This window comes from Pseudomonas sp. RC3H12 (assembly GCF_018596375.1).
Classification (GTDB): domain Bacteria; phylum Pseudomonadota; class Gammaproteobacteria; order Pseudomonadales; family Pseudomonadaceae; genus Aquipseudomonas.
The window spans coordinates 3723628-3738253 of record NZ_CP075595.1 but is presented as its reverse complement, the minus strand read 5'-3'; the positions used below and the strand labels follow the sequence as shown (position 1 = coordinate 3738253).

Below are 14626 nucleotides of genomic sequence, written 5' to 3'. Positions count from 1 at the left end.
AAACTTAGGTGGTGGACGACGTGACGTTCATCGGCGGCAGGTATTCATGGCCAATCGGATAGTGCTGCCTGACGCGGTCGCGATAATAGCATTCTAGTGTGCGTGTGACGGTGCGGAAAGCCAGCTCGCGCCAGGGGATCTCGTGCTCTTCGAACAAGCGTACTTCAAGGCTCTCGATGCCCACTGCAAAGTCCAGGTCGGCCAGTTCGGCGCGGAAAAACACGTGCACCTGGTTGATGTGCGGCAGGTCGAACAACTGGTACAGGCAGGTTTCGCCGACCCGCGCGCACGCTTCCTCGACCGTTTCGCGACGCGCGGCGGCATCGAGGGTTTCGCCGTTTTCCATGAAGCCGGCGGGCAGCGTCCAGAACCCTCGGCGCGGTTCTATAGCCCGGCGGCACAGCAGTACCTGGGAGCCCCAGGTAGGCAAGACCCCCGCGACGATATTGGGGTTCTGGTAGTGGATCGTCTGGCAATGATCGCAGACATACCGCAGGCGGCTGTCGCCTTCGGGGATCCGCTGGGTGACCGGTTGGCCGCACGCGCTGCAGAATTTCATGCTTTCATTCATTCCAGTGGGGTCGGGCTATCTTGGCGCGCCCGGCCCGCTTATCGCAAGCGGCCTGCGGGCGGGGCTTGGGTGCCTCGCGGCTTTGGTGCATCATGCAGGGCAGGCCTTGGACACGAGAGTGCGTAATGCTGGACGAGCTTCTTCGCCGAATGAGCAACCATACCCCCGCATCACCGGAGACGGACCGCCGTTTCCCCGAAGCGGCGGTGTTGCTGCCCATTACCCGCAGCGAGGAGCCGGAGCTGGTGCTGACCCTGCGCGCCAAGGGCCTGTCCACCCATGGTGGTGAAGTCGCCTTCCCGGGCGGGCGGCGCGACCCTGAGGACCCAGACCTGGTGTTCACGGCCCTGCGCGAAGCCGAGGAGGAAATCGGCCTGCCGCCGGGGCTGGTCGAGGTCATCGGCCCGCTCAGCCCGCTGATCTCGCTGCACGGCCTGAAGGTGACGCCGTTCGTCGGTTTGATCCCGGACTATGTCGAGTACCGCGCCAACGACGCGGAAATCGCCGCCGTGTTCAGTGTGCCGCTGGCGTTTTTCCGCCAGGACCCCCGCGAGCACACCCACCGCATCGACTACCAGGGCCGCAGCTGGTACGTGCCCAGCTACCGCTACGGCGACTACAAGATCTGGGGGCTCTCGGCGATCATGATCGTCGAACTGGTCAACCTGCTGTTCGACGCGGGCATCAGCTTGCACCAGCCCCCCGAGCGTTTCATCGAGAACTGAGCGGGGCACACCCCGCCACTGGCGTTCAACCGTGAGGAGCGACACATGAAATACCGCCTGGGCGACCTGCGCGTCGAAGCCCATCCCGAAAGCTGGGCCGCGCCCACTGCCACGCTGATCGGCAAGGTGCGCCTGCAGGCCCGGGCCAGCGTGTGGTTCGGCGCGGTGCTGCGCGGCGACAACGAGTTGATCGACATCGGCGAGGACAGCAACGTCCAGGACGGCACGGTGATGCACACCGACATGGGCTCGCCGCTGACCCTCGGTCGCGGCGTGACTATCGGCCACAACGCCATGTTGCATGGCTGCTCGGTCGGCGACTACAGCCTGGTCGGCATCAATGCGGTGATCCTCAATGGGGCGCGTATCGGCAAGCACTGCATCATCGGCGCCAACGCCCTGATCCCCGAGGGCAAGGAGATTCCCGACGGCTCGCTGGTGATGGGGTCGCCGGGCAAGGTGGTGCGCGAGTTGACCGAGCAGCAGAAACGCATGCTCGAGGCCAGCGCCGCCCATTATGTGCACAATGCCCAGCGCTATGCCCGTGACCTGGTGAGCGACGATGAGTGACGAGCGGCCCGTGGCCTCGCCCTGTGTCAATGTCTGCGCGCTGGACGAGCAGGATATCTGCACCGGGTGCCAGCGTACGGTGAGCGAGATCACTCGTTGGGGGCGCATGGACAATGCCGAGCGGCGCGTGGTGTTGCAGCGCTGCCATGAGCGGGCGCTGGCGGCCGGGTTGATCATCGGTCTGTAGCACCTGTCGAACAGCCGTGGGAGCGGGCTTGCCCGGCGAAGGGGGCGACGCTAATCTGTCCGGCTTGCCCATTCCGAACACCCATCATGTTCTATCTCATCGCCTACATCAGCAGCGTGGTGCTGATCAACTTCGCCTTCTCCAGTGCGCCGCACCTGGACGTGATCTGGTCCGCCTGGGGCGGGTTGGTGTTCATCCTGCGCGACATGGTGCAGACCCGCTACGGCCATGGCGCGTTGCTGGCCATGCTGGTGGCGCTGGTGCTGTCCTATATCACCTCCGAGCCTGCCATCGCCCTGGCCAGCGCGACCGCGTTCTTCGTCTCCGAACTGATCGACTGGCTGGTGTTCAGCGTTACCCGGCGCCCCCTGCGCGACCGCCTGTGGCTGAGCTCGGCGCTGAGCATCCCGGTGGACACCTTCATCTTCTTCGGCATGATCGGTGCCTTGACGCCTGCAGTGATCGGCACGGCGATGGCCTCGAAGTTCGCCGGGGTCACCGCGGTGTGGTTGATCATGGCCTGGCGGGCACGGCGCGCGGTGGCCACATCCTGATGTAGAATACCGGTCCATTTTTCAGCGGGCGGCAGCCAGCGTGGCGCGGCCCCGGACGCCTTCGAGGACCTGAAATGACCCGTATCGGAACCCCACTGTCGCCCACCGCGACCCGTGTATTGCTGTGCGGCTGCGGCGAGCTGGGCAAGGAAGTGGTGATCGAGCTGCAGCGCCTGGGCGTCGAAGTGATCGCCGTGGACCGCTACGCCAATGCGCCGGCGATGCAGGTCGCGCACCGCAGCCATGTGATCAACATGCTCGATGGCGTGGCCCTGCGCGCAGTGATCGAGGCGGAAAAGCCGCATTACATCGTCCCCGAGATCGAAGCCATTGCCACCGCCACGCTGGTCGAGCTGGAAAACGAAGGTTTCAATGTCGTCCCCACCGCCCGCGCCACCCAGCTGACCATGAACCGCGAAGGCATTCGTCGCCTGGCTGCCGAAGAGCTGGACCTGCCGACCTCGCCGTACCATTTCGCCGACACCTTCGAGGATTACAGCAAGGCGGTGGCCGACCTGGGCTACCCGTGCGTGGTCAAGCCGGTGATGAGCTCGTCCGGCAAGGGCCAGAGCCTGCTGCGCGGCGCCGATGACCTGCAGAAAGCCTGGGACTATGCCCAGGAAGGCGGCCGTGCCGGCAAGGGGCGGGTGATCATCGAAGGCTTCATCGACTTCGAATACGAGATCACCCTACTCACTGTGCGCCATGTCAGTGGCACGACCTTCCTCGCGCCGGTCGGCCACCGACAGGAAAAGGGCGACTATCAGGAGTCCTGGCAGCCCCAGGCCATGAGCCCGAAGGCGTTGGCCGAGTCGCAGCGTGTAGCCCAGGCGGTCACCGACGCGTTGGGCGGCCGTGGCCTGTTCGGTGTGGAGCTGTTCGTCAAGGGCGACCAGGTGTGGTTCAGCGAAGTGTCGCCACGCCCGCACGACACGGGCCTTGTGACCCTGATTTCCCAGGACTTGTCGCAGTTCGCCCTGCACGCGCGGGCCATCCTCGGCCTGCCCATCCCGGTGGTGCGCCAGTTCGGCCCGTCGGCGTCGGCGGTGATCCTGCCTGAAGGCCAGTCGCAGCAGACCAGCTTCGCCAACCTGGGCGCGGCGCTGAGCGAGCCGGATACCGCCATCCGCCTGTTCGGCAAGCCAGAGATCAATGGTACTCGACGCATGGGCGTGTGCCTGGCGCGTGACGAATCGGTCGAGGCGGCGCGGGCCAAGGCGACCCGGGCTTCGCAGGCGGTCAAGGTCGAGTTCTGATCTGAAACGATCGCGGGGCGAGCCCGCTACCACGCCAGTATCAGTCTGGCGTGGTAGCGGGCTCGCCCCGCGATTGATTCAAAGCTCGGTATTGCGCGTCTCTTTCAGGCACAGCACGGCAATCAGACTGATCAGCGCCGCCGCCGACACATAGCCTCCCACCCAGCTCAATCCCCCCATGCTCACCAGCTTCTGGGCAAAGAACGGTGCCGCCGAGGCGCCGACGATGCCGCCCAGGTTGTAGGCCGCCGAAGCGCCGGTGTAGCGCACATGGGTCGGGAACAGCTCCGGCAGCAGCGCGCCCATCGGGGCAAAGGTCACACCCATCAGGAACAGTTCGATGGCCAGGAACAGCGCCACGCCTGCGGTCGAGCCCGAGGTCAGCAGCGGTTCCATGGCAAAGCCCGAGGCGATGGCCAGCAGCGCGCCGGCGATCAGCACCGGCTTGCGCCCATGACGGTCGCTCAACCAGGCCGACAGGGGCGTGGCCAGGGCCATGAACACCACGGCGAAGCACAGCAGGCCGAGGAAGGTTTCACGGCTGTAGCCCAGTGTGGACACGCCATAGCTCAACGAGAACACCGTGGAGATGTAGAACAGCGCGTAGCACACCACCATCGCCGCAGCCCCCAGCAGGGTCGGCAGCCAGTACTGGGAAAACAGCTCGAGCACAGGCATCTTGACCCGCTCCTGGCGGGCCACGGCCTTGGCGAACACCGGGCTTTCCTCGAGTTTCAGGCGCACGTAGAGACCGACCAGCACCAGTGCGGCGCTGAGCAGGAACGGAATGCGCCAGCCCCATTCGCGGAACTGCTCGTCGCTGAGCACCAGGGCCAGGGTGAGGAACAGGCCGTTGGCGGCGAGGAAGCCGATCGACGGGCCCAACTGCGGGAACATGCCGAACCACGCGCGTTTGCCCTCAGGGGCGTTTTCAGTGGCCAGCAATGCCGCGCCGCCCCATTCGCCGCCCAGCCCCAGGCCTTGGCCGAAGCGCAGCACACAGAGCATGATCGGTGCCCATACGCCGATGCTGTCATACCCGGGCAGCACGCCGATCAGGGTGGTCGAGACGCCCATCAGCAGCAGCGAGGCGACCAGCGTCGACTTGCGCCCGATGCGGTCGCCGAAGTGGCCGAACAGCGCCGATCCCAGTGGCCGGGCGAGGAAGGCGATACCGAAGGTAAGGAAGGCCGCCAGCATTTGCGCGGTACCGGAACCGGACGGGAAGAACACCGGCCCGATCACCAGCGCGGCGGCGGTGGCGTAGACGTAGAAATCGTAGAACTCGATGGCGGTGCCGATGAAGCTGGCGGTGGCCACCCGGGCAGGCGAGTTGACCGGGGCCGCCGAGGCAGGTTCGGCGTAGGTGGTGCTGGTAGTCATGCGAAGGTCCCTGACAGTCATGCTCCATGGGGCACGGCCCATGTGGCGGGCACACGGGAGCCGGAGCGTATTGTTGTTGGTCGCCGACTGACGATAGCCCAGGGGATAGGCGTTGAGCGGTGGCTGATCGGGGTGCTGAGCAGGACCGCGGGGCGTGTCAGTGGGGCGGACTGGCCGTCGGACGCCGGGTGCGGGTAGCGGGCGGGACGGCAGGGCTGGGTAAGCGTGACCCGAGTATAGCTATCGAGCCAGCGTCCAGACCAGTACCTTGCTCGCGCAATTGTCCTCGGTTTCGAGGATTTCCAGCCGATATCTGCCAATTTTCAGGCATACAGCGCTTTCTGGAATGCTTTCAAGTGCTTCGGTGACCAGGCCGTTCAAGGTTTTCGGCCCGCCGTCGCAGGGCAGGTGCCAGCCCAGGGTACGGTTGATCTCGCGCAGCGAAGCCGTCCCTTCGATGACGAAGCGGCCATCAGGCTGAGGGTGGACATGCGGGTTGTCCAGGTTCTGCTCGTCCTCGAACTCGCCAACGATCTCTTCGAGAATGTCTTCCAAAGTGACGATACCCAGTACTTCGCCATACTCGTCCACCACCACGCCCATGCGCCGCTGCTGCTTGTGGAAGTTCAGCAACTGCATCTGCAGCGGTGTGCTCTCGGGCACGAAGTAGGGCTCGTAGCAGGCGGCCTGGAGCTTCTCCTGGGTGAGCTCTGCCCGCGGCAGCAGGTGGCTGATCAGCTTGGTGTTGAGGACGGCTTCTACCTGGTTGATGTCGTTGTGATAGACCGGCAGGCGCGTGTGGCGGCTGATGATCAGTTGCTCGATGATCTGCTCGATGGGATCGTCGAGGTTGATGCCGTCTACTTCGTTGCGCGGTACCAGGATGTCGTTGACGGTGATCTTGTCCAGCGCCTGCAGGCCCTCCAGCAGGCCGTGCTGGCTGGTCTCGGCAGGTTCGTCTTCGTCGAATGCGTCGCCCTGCTGCGGGTGCAGTGCCACCGCAGTGGGTTGCACGCGGAACGGGCGCAGGATCACTTTGGCGCAGCCGTCGAGCAGGCAGCCCAGCGGCTGCAGCAACGTCAGCGGCAATTTCAGCAGGTTGCCGCCCAGGTCCAGGAAGGCTTGCGGGTTGCGGCGTGCCAGGCGGCGCGGCAGGTAGTCGGCGAGCACCAGGAGGGTGAAACTGGCGCCAAGGCCGGCCAGCCAGAAGCCGTGTTCACCGCTGTAGCGCTGGCCAATCAGGCAGGCCAGGCCCAGTACCAGCAACTTGCCGAGGCTGGCGCCGAGCACCAGGCCCTGGGCGGGCAGGGTGGGGGCGCCGTGGCCATTGAGCTGCTGGCGGGCGCAGTCTACCGCGGTGAACAGCGCCGACCACAGCAGGGCCAGTGCGATGATGCCGAGCAGCGGGGCGTACGGCAGAGTGTCCATGGGCGGCCGTCAGATGTGCAGGATGAATTCGCGGACCAGCTTGCTGCCGAAGTAGGCCAGCATCAGCAGGCAGAAACCGGCCAGGGTCCAGCGGATCGCCTTGTGACCGCGCCAGCCGAGGCGGGTGCGGCCCCACAGCAGCACGCTGAAGACGATCCAGGCGACACAGGCCAGCAGCGTCTTGTGCACCAGATGCTGGGCGAACAGGTTGTCGAGGAACAGCCAGCCGGATATCAGCGACAGTGACAGCAGCCCCCAGCCGGCCCATAGGAAGCCGAACAGCAGGCTTTCCATGGTCTGCAGCGGCGGGAAGTTACGGATCAGTCCGGACGGGTGCTTGTGCTTGAGCTGGTAGTCCTGCAGCAACAGCAGCAAGGCCTGGAACACGGCGATAGTGAACAGGCCGTAGGCCAGGATCGACAGCAGGATATGGGCGAGGATGCCTGGCTCTTCGTTGATCAGCGGCACCGTGCCGGGGGGCGCGAACTGGGCCAGCAGCGCGGTCACCGCACCGAGCGGGAACAGCAGCACCAGCAGGTTCTCCACGGGAATGCTCAGGCAGGCGAGCAGGGTCAAGCCGATCACCGCCACGGCGATCAGGCTGGCGGCGCTGAAGAAGTCGAGGCTCAGGCCCAGGGGCGTGATCAGCTGGAAGAACAGGGCGCCGCCCTGGGCGATGACCGCCAGGGTGCCGAGCAGGCCAAGCAGCCGTTTGTCGGCACGGGCGCCACGGGCCAGGCCGGTGGCCTGGTAGACGGTCGCGGCCAGATAAAGGAAGGCGGCGAGCAGGTTGGGGATGAGGCTGGGTGAAGAGAACATAAGTCCTGGCGTGCAAGCCCTAAAGGGACGGAGTTTGGCATAGAACGCGGTAGGCAAGGAAGACTGCGTATCAATCGCGGGGCAAGCCCGATACCACGGGGCCATGGCCAGGGATAGGCAGCGCATCTGGCCGGTGGTCCCGAGCAAGGTGTGCGCGCAAGGCAGTCTCCGCTATAATCGCCGCCTTGTTGTGCCCAGCGCGTGTGCATTTCCACCTGGGCGCCTGAAAAACCTCGGCTTCACTGGGCCTGAAAGGATCACCATGTTCGAAAACCTGACCGACCGCCTGTCACAGACGCTGCGCCATGTCACCGGCAAGGCCAAGCTGACCGAAGACAACATCAAGGACACGCTGCGCGAAGTGCGCATGGCCCTGCTCGAGGCCGACGTCGCCCTGCCGGTGGTCAAGGATTTCGTCAACAGCATCAAGGAGCGTGCGGTCGGCACCGAAGTGTCGCGCAGCCTGACCCCGGGCCAGGCGTTCGTGAAGATCGTCCAGGCCGAGCTGGAAAGCCTCATGGGGGCGGCCAACGAAGAGCTGACCCTCAACGCCGCCCCGCCGGCCGTGGTGCTGATGGCCGGCCTGCAGGGCGCGGGCAAGACCACCACCGCCGGCAAGCTGGCGCGTCACCTGAAAGAGCGCAAGAAGAAGAGCGTGATGGTGGTGTCGGCCGACGTCTACCGTCCGGCGGCAATCAAGCAGCTCGAGACGCTGGCCAATGATATCGGCGTGACCTTCTTCCCGTCCGACATCAGCCAGAAGCCGGTGGCCATCGCCGAAGCGGCGATCCGCGAAGCCAAGCTCAAGTTCATCGACGTGGTGATCGTCGACACCGCGGGTCGCCTGCACGTCGACGCCGACATGATGGACGAGATCAAGGCACTGCACGCCGCAGTCAAGCCGATCGAAACCCTGTTCGTGGTCGACGCCATGACCGGCCAGGATGCCGCCAACACGGCCAAGGCCTTTGGCGATGCGCTGCCGCTGACCGGCGTGGTGCTGACCAAGGTCGACGGCGATGCCCGTGGCGGTGCCGCCCTGTCGGTGCGCGCCATTACCGGCAAGCCGATCAAGTTCATCGGTATGGGCGAGAAGACCGAAGCCCTCGAGCCATTCCACCCCGACCGGATCGCTTCGCGCATCCTCGGTATGGGTGACGTGCTCAGCCTGATCGAGCAGGCCGAGCAGAACATCGACAAGGAAAAGGCCGACAAACTGGCCAAGAAGTTGAAGAAGGGCAAGGGCTTCGACCTCGAAGACTTCCGCGATCAACTGCAACAGATGAAGAACATGGGCGGCCTTGGCGGCCTCATGGACAAACTGCCGAGCATCGGTGGCGTCAACCTGTCGCAGATGGGCAATGCCCAGGGCGCGGCCGAGAAACAGTTCAAGCAGATGGAAGCGATCATCAATTCCATGACCCCTGCCGAACGCCGCGACCCTGACCTGATCAGCGGTTCGCGCAAGCGCCGCATCGCCCTCGGTTCCGGCACCCAGGTGCAGGACATTGGCCGGCTGATCAAGCAGCACAAGCAGATGCAGAAGATGATGAAGAAATTCTCCGCCAAGGGCGGCATGGCCAAGATGATGCGTGGCCTTGGTGGGATGCTGCCGGGTGGCGGCATGCCCAAGATGTAAGCGAATCCGGGCGGCGGTCTTTAATATGAAGACCGCCGCCCAGCCCCCGCTTCGGCGGGTACAGTGCCGCCAAATGGCGGCTTAACCGGCAGATCTGAACGGTGGGTCAAGCGCTCGCCGAAAAAGGCATTTGCAAATGTCCGTGTATTCCCCGAGAATATGCGGCCTTTTGGGCACCCGTGTGCCCATTGGGCATTCAGTTTTGCAGCACCGACTATAGGAACGATGTTCACATGGTAACCATTCGTCTGGCCCGTGGCGGCTCGAAAAAGCGCCCATTCTACCACCTGACCGTGACCAACTCGCGTAACGCCCGTGACGGCCGTTTCGTTGAGCGCGTTGGCTTCTTCAACCCGATCGCATCGGGCGCCGAAGTCAAGCTGTCGGTCAACCAAGAGCGCGTCACCTACTGGCTGAGCCAGGGCGCACAGCCGTCTGAGCGTGTTGCTCAGCTGCTGAAGGAAGCTGCCAAGGCTGCAGCCTGAGCAGTATGAACGCGACGCCAGAAAAGGCTGATGACCTCATCGTCATTGGCAAGATTTTTTCGGTTCACGGCGTTCGCGGCGAGGTGAAGGTGTATTCCTTTACCGATCCGATTGAAAACCTGTTGGATTATCCGCGCTGGACGCTTAGGCACGAAGGCAAGGTAAAGCAGGTCGAGCTGGTCAGCGGTCGTGGCTCCCAAAAGGGCTTGGTCGTGAAATTGAAAGGCCTCGAGGATCGTGACGAAGCCCGTCTTCTGAGCGGTTACGAAATCTGCATTGCGCGGAGCCTTTTGCCCAACCTGGCAGCCGACGAGTACTACTGGTACCAGTTGGAAGGCCTGAAGGTCATCAATCAGGACGAACAGCTGTTCGGCACGATCGATCACCTGTTGGAGACCGGTGCGAACGATGTAATGGTGGTCAAGCCTTGCACAGGCAGCCTGGATGATCGCGAGCGTCTGTTGCCCTATACGGAGCAATGCGTGCTGGCAATCGACCTGCAGGCCGGTGTGATGCGAGTCGAATGGGATGCGGATTTCTAAACGATGGGTAGCCTTCGCGTAGAAGTCATCACGTTGTTCCCCGAGATGTTCTCGGCCATCACGGAGTACGGCATTACCAGCCGTGCGGTGAAACAGGGGTTGCTGCAAGTGACCTGCTGGAACCCGCGGGACTACACCACAGATCGCCACCACACCGTGGATGATCGGCCGTTTGGCGGTGGTCCGGGCATGGTGATGAAGATCAAGCCTCTGGAAGACGCCCTGGTTAGCGCCAGGCAGGCGACCGGAGCTGCGGCAAAGGTGATCTACCTTTCGCCACAAGGCCGCAAGCTGACCCAGCAGGCGGTCAAAGGCTTGGCCGAACAGGAATCGTTGATCCTGATCGCCGGCCGTTATGAAGGCATCGACGAGCGCTTTATCGAGGCTCATGTCGATGAGGAGTGGTCGATTGGCGACTATGTGCTTTCCGGTGGCGAGCTGCCGGCCATGGTACTGATCGATGCGGTTACGCGGCTGCTGCCCGGAGCTTTAGGGCATGTGGACTCGGCGGAGGAAGACTCTTTCACCGACGGTCTGCTGGATTGCCCGCACTACACCCGACCCGAGGTGTATGCGGATCAGCGTGTACCCGACGTGTTGCTTAGTGGCAACCATGCACATATCCGGCGATGGCGGATGAAGCAGTCCCTTGGTAGGACCTTCGAACGACGCGCCGATCTTCTGGAAAGTCGCTCGCTTTCTGGAGAAGAGAAGAAGCTGCTCGAGGAATACCTCCGCGAGCGGGACGATAGTTAAACGTATCGATGGTGGATCGCGTTATCCATCTTAGGAGCACAGCATGACCAACAAGATCATCCAGCAGCTCGAAGCCGAGCAGATGAGCAAAGAGATCCCGACCTTCGCACCAGGCGACACCATTGTCGTCCAGGTCAAAGTGAAGGAAGGCGACCGCTCGCGTCTGCAGGCGTTCGAAGGCGTCGTTATCGCCAAGCGTAACCGCGGTCTGAACAGCGCCTTCACCGTGCGCAAGATCTCCAGCGGCGTTGGCGTAGAGCGTACCTTCCAGACCTACAGCCCGCAGATCGACAGCCTGGCCGTGAAACGTCGTGGTGACGTGCGTAAAGCCAAGCTGTACTACCTGCGTGACCTGTCCGGTAAAGCAGCTCGCATCAAGGAAAAACTGTCCTGAGTGCAGTTTGTCCGGTGGCCTAGGCCCCGTGCGAGAAAAAGCAGCCTTCGGGCTGCTTTTTTGCGTCTTGAATCTTGCCTTTGCGATGTGACTCCGAGATGACAACCCGAGACCAGGAAATCCAGCGCCGCACCGAACTGTCGGTGACCCGCGTGACCAAGGCGGTGTTCCCCAACACCACCAACCACCACAACACCCTGTTCGGTGGCACGGCGCTGGCGTGGATGGACGAAGTTTCGTTCATCGCCGCCACCCGTTTCTGCCGGCTGCCGCTGGTGACCGTGTCCACCGACCGCATCGACTTCAAGCACCCGATCCCGGCAGGTTCGATCGTCGAGCTGGTGGGGACGGTGATCAAGGTCGGCAACACCAGCCTGCAGGTGCAGGTGGATGTGTTCGTCGAGAACATGTACCTCGATGGCCGCGAACGGGCGATCCATGGCGTGTTCAGCTTCGTTGCCATCGACGAGGACAAGCGCCCGGTGCCGGTGCTGCCTTTGGCCTGATTGCCGATCCCGTATATTCAATGCGTCACAGGCTGTTCGGTCAGCTCCGGCTCCACCAGCGCCACCAGTGTCCACCCCGGCTGTGGCTTGAGCGGGTTGTCCGGGCTGGCCACATGTACCCAGCCTTGCCCGTCCCGGGCGAACAGCAGCGTCGCCCGTGGGCCATGCAACTGCTGGTAGTCGCCCCAGCTGAATGCCTCGGTCAACGTGGTGCTGTACAGCTCGGCACCCTGATGCAGCAGTTTGGCCAGCTGCCCATAGGTCATCGCGCTCGACCCGAGCAATTGCCCGCGATGCTCCTCGCTGGCCCGGTGTTTGTCGCTGCGCTGTTTCTCCAGGCCGCTGGCCAGCACGAAAAGCCGGGCGTGGCCGAAGTCATGACGAAAGCGCGCGCAGGCCAGGGCATTGAGTTCGCCCGCCGGTGACAGCCCCAGCAGATGGCCCAGCCCGACCAGATCGAGGTGAGCGTCGGCATGCTGCGACGCAGGGTTGCCGAAGTAGGTCGGCAGGTTGTCCATGCGAGCGGCGCGGATGTTCTCCCAGCTCGAGTCGGTCAGCAGCACCCGGCAGCCCAGTTGTTGCAGGGCCTTGGCGATGGCGCGCGCAGGTGGGTTGGCGCCGACCAGGAGAAACCCGCTCGGCGCTGGTTCCGCCACCTTTAGCAGGCGTGCCAAGGGCCTTGCGGTAGCGCTTTGCAGGACCACGGTGCCGATGATCACGGCAAAGGTCAGTGGCACCAGCAGCAGCGCGCCTTCGTGCCCGGCCTGGTCCAGGCGAATGGCGAAGATGGCCGAAACCGCCGCGGCGACGATGCCCCGCGGCGCGATCCAGGCCAGCAGCGCGCGTTCCCGCCAGTTCAGCGGCGATCCCAGGGTCGACAGCAACACGTTCAGCGGCCTGGCCAGCAACTGGATCACCAGCAACAGTGCCAGTACCGCTGGGCCCAAGGCGAGCAGGGCCTGCAGGTCGAGCCGCGCCGCCAGAAGGATGAACAGGCCGGAGATCAGCAGCACGCTGAGGTTCTCCTTGAAGTGCAGGATCTGCCGCACATCCACGCCGGGCATGTTGGCCAACCACATGCCCATGACCGTCACCGCCAGCAGGCCCGACTCGTGGACGATCTGGTTGGCGGCGATGAAGATGCCCAGCACCGCGGCCAGCGACGCCAGGTTGTGCAGATACTCCGGCAGCCATTGCTCACGCATGATCTGCCCGAGCAGCCAGCCTCCGGCGACGCCGAGCGCGCTGCCGCAGAAAATCACCCCGGCGAAGGTCGCCAGGCTGTGGCTCAGGCCTTCACCGGCGGCGCTGGCGATGATGAAGCTGTAGACCACCACCGCCAGCAGCGCGCCGATCGGGTCGATGACAATGCCTTCCCAGCGCAGGATATTGGCGATCGTCGCCTTCGGCCGCACCACCCGCAGCATGGGTACGATCACCGTGGGGCCGGTGACCAGGGTCAAGGTGCCGAACAGGATCGCCAGGGGCCAGTCGAAGCCCAGCAGCCAGTGGGTGGCCAGGGCGATCACCAGCCAGGTGCTCAGCGCCCCGACGGTGACCAGGCGATGCACCACGCTGCCGATCTCGCGCCATTGCGACAGGTGCAGGGTGAGGCTGCCTTCGAACAGGATCAGCGCCACCGCCAGCGATACCAGTGGCATCAGCAACGGGCCGAACAATGCCTGCGGTTGCAGCCAGCCCAGCACCGGCCCGGTGAGGATGCCGCACAGCAGCAGGAACAGGATCGCAGGCAGTTTCAGGCGCCAGGCCAGCCATTGGCAGAGCAGGGCCGCCGCGCCGATGCCGCCGACACTCAAAAGAATCTGCTGTTCGTTCATGCGGGCTCCCTCTGCATGCCATGTTGTGAAAGACTAAGCGTCATTTCGTCGTTTGCCACCGAGTTTTCATGCCTGCACTGGACCACCCGCTGATCGACCAGTTCCTCGATGCCTTGTGGCTGGAAAAGGGGCTTTCCGACAACACCCGTGCTTCCTACCGCAGTGACCTGGCCTTGTTCAACGGCTGGTTGCAGGAAAAGCACGTGCTGTTGCCCGATGCCGGCCGCGAACTGATCCTCGATCACCTGGCCTGGCGCTTCGACCAAGGCTACAAGCCTCGTTCCACCGCGCGCTTCCTGTCCGGGGTGCGCGGCTTTTTCCGTTACTTGCTGCGCGAGCGGTTGATCGTCGTCGATCCGACCTTGCAGGTGGACATGCCGCAGCTGGGCCGGCCACTGCCCAAGTCGCTGTCGGAGGCCGATGTCGAAGCCTTGCTGCAGGCGCCGGATCGCGGTGAGGCGATTGGCCAGCGCGACCGCGCCATGCTCGAAGTGCTCTATGCCTGCGGTTTGCGAGTGACCGAACTGGTCAGCCTGACCTTGGACCAGGTCAACCTGCGCCAGGGCGTGCTGCGGGTCATGGGCAAGGGCAGCAAGGAGCGCCTGGTGCCGATGGGCGAGGAAGCGGTGGTGTGGATCGAGCGCTACCTGCGCGATGGCCGCGCCGAGTTGCTGGGCGGCCGCCCCAGTGACGTGCTGTTCCCCAGCCAGCGCGGCGAGCAGATGACCCGCCAGACCTTCTGGCACCGCATCAAGCACCACGCGCGGGTGGCCGGGATCGACAAGCCGCTGTCCCCGCACACGCTGCGCCACGCCTTTGCCACGCACCTGCTCAACCATGGCGCCGACCTGCGTGTGGTGCAGATGCTGCTGGGCCACAGCGACCTGTCCACCACGCAGATCTACACCCATGTGGCCAAGGCCAGGCTGCAGGAACTACACGCTTTGCATCACCCTCGGGGTTGACGCTCGGG

General features: G+C 64.1%; 17 protein-coding genes. 12 read left to right on the top strand and 5 right to left on the bottom strand.

The window, feature by feature from the left end; all coding sequences use genetic code 11:
- Positions 1 to 4: 4 nt before the first annotated feature.
- Entirely contained in the window at positions 5 to 559 is a 555-nt protein-coding gene (locus KHO27_RS16955) for an NUDIX hydrolase (RefSeq protein ID WP_102682914.1), read from the bottom strand.
- A 137-nt stretch (positions 560 to 696) separates the two neighbouring features.
- On the opposite strand from KHO27_RS16955, the gene KHO27_RS16950 reads away from it, so the two are divergent.
- The 5 genes from KHO27_RS16950 (at position 697) to purT (ending at position 3863) form a co-directional block, all read left to right on the top strand.
- Positions 697 to 1296, top strand: coding sequence for a CoA pyrophosphatase (locus tag KHO27_RS16950; protein ID WP_046854363.1), 600 nt, complete (start codon positions 697 to 699; stop codon positions 1294 to 1296).
- Between the two features lie 45 nt (positions 1297 to 1341).
- Complete coding sequence (locus KHO27_RS16945) at positions 1342 to 1866, top strand: gamma carbonic anhydrase family protein (protein WP_102682912.1); 525 nt, start codon at positions 1342 to 1344, stop codon at positions 1864 to 1866.
- Complete coding sequence (locus KHO27_RS16940) at positions 1859 to 2053, top strand: DUF1289 domain-containing protein (RefSeq protein ID WP_102682911.1); 195 nt, start codon at positions 1859 to 1861, stop codon at positions 2051 to 2053. The genes KHO27_RS16945 and KHO27_RS16940 overlap by 8 nt, the downstream gene beginning before the upstream one ends.
- Before the next feature lie 86 nt (positions 2054 to 2139).
- Positions 2140 to 2607: a 7-cyano-7-deazaguanine/7-aminomethyl-7-deazaguanine transporter gene (locus KHO27_RS16935; protein ID WP_023629807.1), complete on the top strand. Its 468-nt coding sequence runs from the start codon at positions 2140 to 2142 to the stop codon at positions 2605 to 2607.
- A gap of 74 nt (positions 2608 to 2681) precedes the next feature.
- Positions 2682 to 3863 carry a formate-dependent phosphoribosylglycinamide formyltransferase gene (purT, locus tag KHO27_RS16930; RefSeq protein ID WP_214500511.1) on the top strand — a complete coding sequence of 394 codons (1182 nt, stop codon included), beginning with the start codon at positions 2682 to 2684 and terminating at the stop codon, positions 3861 to 3863.
- 78 nt (positions 3864 to 3941) lie between these two features.
- Here the strand turns inward: purT and KHO27_RS16925 are convergent, their stop codons facing one another.
- The 3 genes from KHO27_RS16925 to KHO27_RS16915 all read right to left on the bottom strand — a co-directional run bounded on the left by KHO27_RS16925 (position 3942) and on the right by KHO27_RS16915 (position 7493).
- Positions 3942 to 5246: an MFS transporter gene (locus tag KHO27_RS16925; protein WP_102682909.1), complete on the bottom strand. Its 1305-nt coding sequence runs from the start codon at positions 5244 to 5246 to the stop codon at positions 3942 to 3944.
- Positions 5247 to 5486: 240 nt separating this feature from the next.
- Entirely contained in the window at positions 5487 to 6674 is a 1188-nt protein-coding gene (locus tag KHO27_RS16920; RefSeq protein WP_110699776.1) for a transporter associated domain-containing protein, read from the bottom strand.
- 9 nt (positions 6675 to 6683) lie between these two features.
- Positions 6684 to 7493: a cytochrome C assembly family protein gene (locus KHO27_RS16915; protein WP_110699772.1), complete on the bottom strand. Its 810-nt coding sequence runs from the start codon at positions 7491 to 7493 to the stop codon at positions 6684 to 6686.
- A gap of 262 nt (positions 7494 to 7755) precedes the next feature.
- Between KHO27_RS16915 and ffh the strand changes: the two genes are divergently transcribed.
- The 6 genes from ffh to KHO27_RS16885 all read left to right on the top strand — a co-directional run bounded on the left by ffh (position 7756) and on the right by KHO27_RS16885 (position 11815).
- Positions 7756 to 9132: a signal recognition particle protein gene (gene ffh / locus KHO27_RS16910; RefSeq protein WP_023629809.1), complete on the top strand. Its 1377-nt coding sequence runs from the start codon at positions 7756 to 7758 to the stop codon at positions 9130 to 9132.
- A gap of 233 nt (positions 9133 to 9365) precedes the next feature.
- Positions 9366 to 9617: a 30S ribosomal protein S16 gene (rpsP, locus tag KHO27_RS16905; protein ID WP_011535318.1), complete on the top strand. Its 252-nt coding sequence runs from the start codon at positions 9366 to 9368 to the stop codon at positions 9615 to 9617.
- A gap of 5 nt (positions 9618 to 9622) precedes the next feature.
- Positions 9623 to 10159, top strand: coding sequence for a ribosome maturation factor RimM (rimM, locus tag KHO27_RS16900; RefSeq protein ID WP_110699770.1), 537 nt, complete (start codon positions 9623 to 9625; stop codon positions 10157 to 10159).
- Between the two features lie 3 nt (positions 10160 to 10162).
- Positions 10163 to 10915 (top strand): tRNA (guanosine(37)-N1)-methyltransferase TrmD, encoded by a 753-nt coding sequence (gene trmD / locus KHO27_RS16895; protein ID WP_023629811.1) that lies wholly within the window; start codon positions 10163 to 10165, stop codon positions 10913 to 10915.
- Between the two features lie 43 nt (positions 10916 to 10958).
- A complete protein-coding gene (rplS, locus tag KHO27_RS16890) occupies positions 10959 to 11309 on the top strand; it encodes a 50S ribosomal protein L19 (protein ID WP_023629812.1) in 351 nt (116 codons plus the stop codon).
- A gap of 98 nt (positions 11310 to 11407) precedes the next feature.
- Positions 11408 to 11815: an acyl-CoA thioesterase gene (locus KHO27_RS16885; protein ID WP_023629813.1), complete on the top strand. Its 408-nt coding sequence runs from the start codon at positions 11408 to 11410 to the stop codon at positions 11813 to 11815.
- A 17-nt stretch (positions 11816 to 11832) separates the two neighbouring features.
- Here the strand turns inward: KHO27_RS16885 and KHO27_RS16880 are convergent, their stop codons facing one another.
- The gene (locus KHO27_RS16880; RefSeq protein WP_110699768.1) at positions 11833 to 13653 is read right to left on the bottom strand and encodes a cation:proton antiporter; all 1821 of its coding nucleotides are present in this window, start codon (positions 13651 to 13653) and stop codon (positions 11833 to 11835) included.
- Between the two features lie 68 nt (positions 13654 to 13721).
- On the opposite strand from KHO27_RS16880, the gene xerD reads away from it, so the two are divergent.
- Complete coding sequence (xerD, locus tag KHO27_RS16875; RefSeq protein WP_110699766.1) at positions 13722 to 14618, top strand: site-specific tyrosine recombinase XerD; 897 nt, start codon at positions 13722 to 13724, stop codon at positions 14616 to 14618.
- Positions 14619 to 14626: the final 8 nt, after the last annotated feature.

Coding starts and splice junctions, on each gene's coding strand:
- KHO27_RS16955 (WP_102682914.1), bottom strand. CDS start 559: ATGAAATTCTGCAGCGCGTGCGGCCAACCGGTCACCCAGCGGATCCCC.
- KHO27_RS16950 (WP_046854363.1), top strand. CDS start 697: ATGCTGGACGAGCTTCTTCGCCGAATGAGCAACCATACCCCCGCATCA.
- KHO27_RS16945 (WP_102682912.1), top strand. CDS start 1,342: ATGAAATACCGCCTGGGCGACCTGCGCGTCGAAGCCCATCCCGAAAGC.
- KHO27_RS16940 (WP_102682911.1), top strand. CDS start 1,859: ATGAGTGACGAGCGGCCCGTGGCCTCGCCCTGTGTCAATGTCTGCGCG.
- KHO27_RS16935 (WP_023629807.1), top strand. CDS start 2,140: ATGTTCTATCTCATCGCCTACATCAGCAGCGTGGTGCTGATCAACTTC.
- purT (WP_214500511.1), top strand. CDS start 2,682: ATGACCCGTATCGGAACCCCACTGTCGCCCACCGCGACCCGTGTATTG.
- KHO27_RS16925 (WP_102682909.1), bottom strand. CDS start 5,246: ATGACTACCAGCACCACCTACGCCGAACCTGCCTCGGCGGCCCCGGTC.
- KHO27_RS16920 (WP_110699776.1), bottom strand. CDS start 6,674: ATGGACACTCTGCCGTACGCCCCGCTGCTCGGCATCATCGCACTGGCC.
- KHO27_RS16915 (WP_110699772.1), bottom strand. CDS start 7,493: ATGTTCTCTTCACCCAGCCTCATCCCCAACCTGCTCGCCGCCTTCCTT.
- ffh (WP_023629809.1), top strand. CDS start 7,756: ATGTTCGAAAACCTGACCGACCGCCTGTCACAGACGCTGCGCCATGTC.
- rpsP (WP_011535318.1), top strand. CDS start 9,366: ATGGTAACCATTCGTCTGGCCCGTGGCGGCTCGAAAAAGCGCCCATTC.
- rimM (WP_110699770.1), top strand. CDS start 9,623: ATGAACGCGACGCCAGAAAAGGCTGATGACCTCATCGTCATTGGCAAG.
- trmD (WP_023629811.1), top strand. CDS start 10,163: ATGGGTAGCCTTCGCGTAGAAGTCATCACGTTGTTCCCCGAGATGTTC.
- rplS (WP_023629812.1), top strand. CDS start 10,959: ATGACCAACAAGATCATCCAGCAGCTCGAAGCCGAGCAGATGAGCAAA.
- KHO27_RS16885 (WP_023629813.1), top strand. CDS start 11,408: ATGACAACCCGAGACCAGGAAATCCAGCGCCGCACCGAACTGTCGGTG.
- KHO27_RS16880 (WP_110699768.1), bottom strand. CDS start 13,653: ATGAACGAACAGCAGATTCTTTTGAGTGTCGGCGGCATCGGCGCGGCG.
- xerD (WP_110699766.1), top strand. CDS start 13,722: ATGCCTGCACTGGACCACCCGCTGATCGACCAGTTCCTCGATGCCTTG.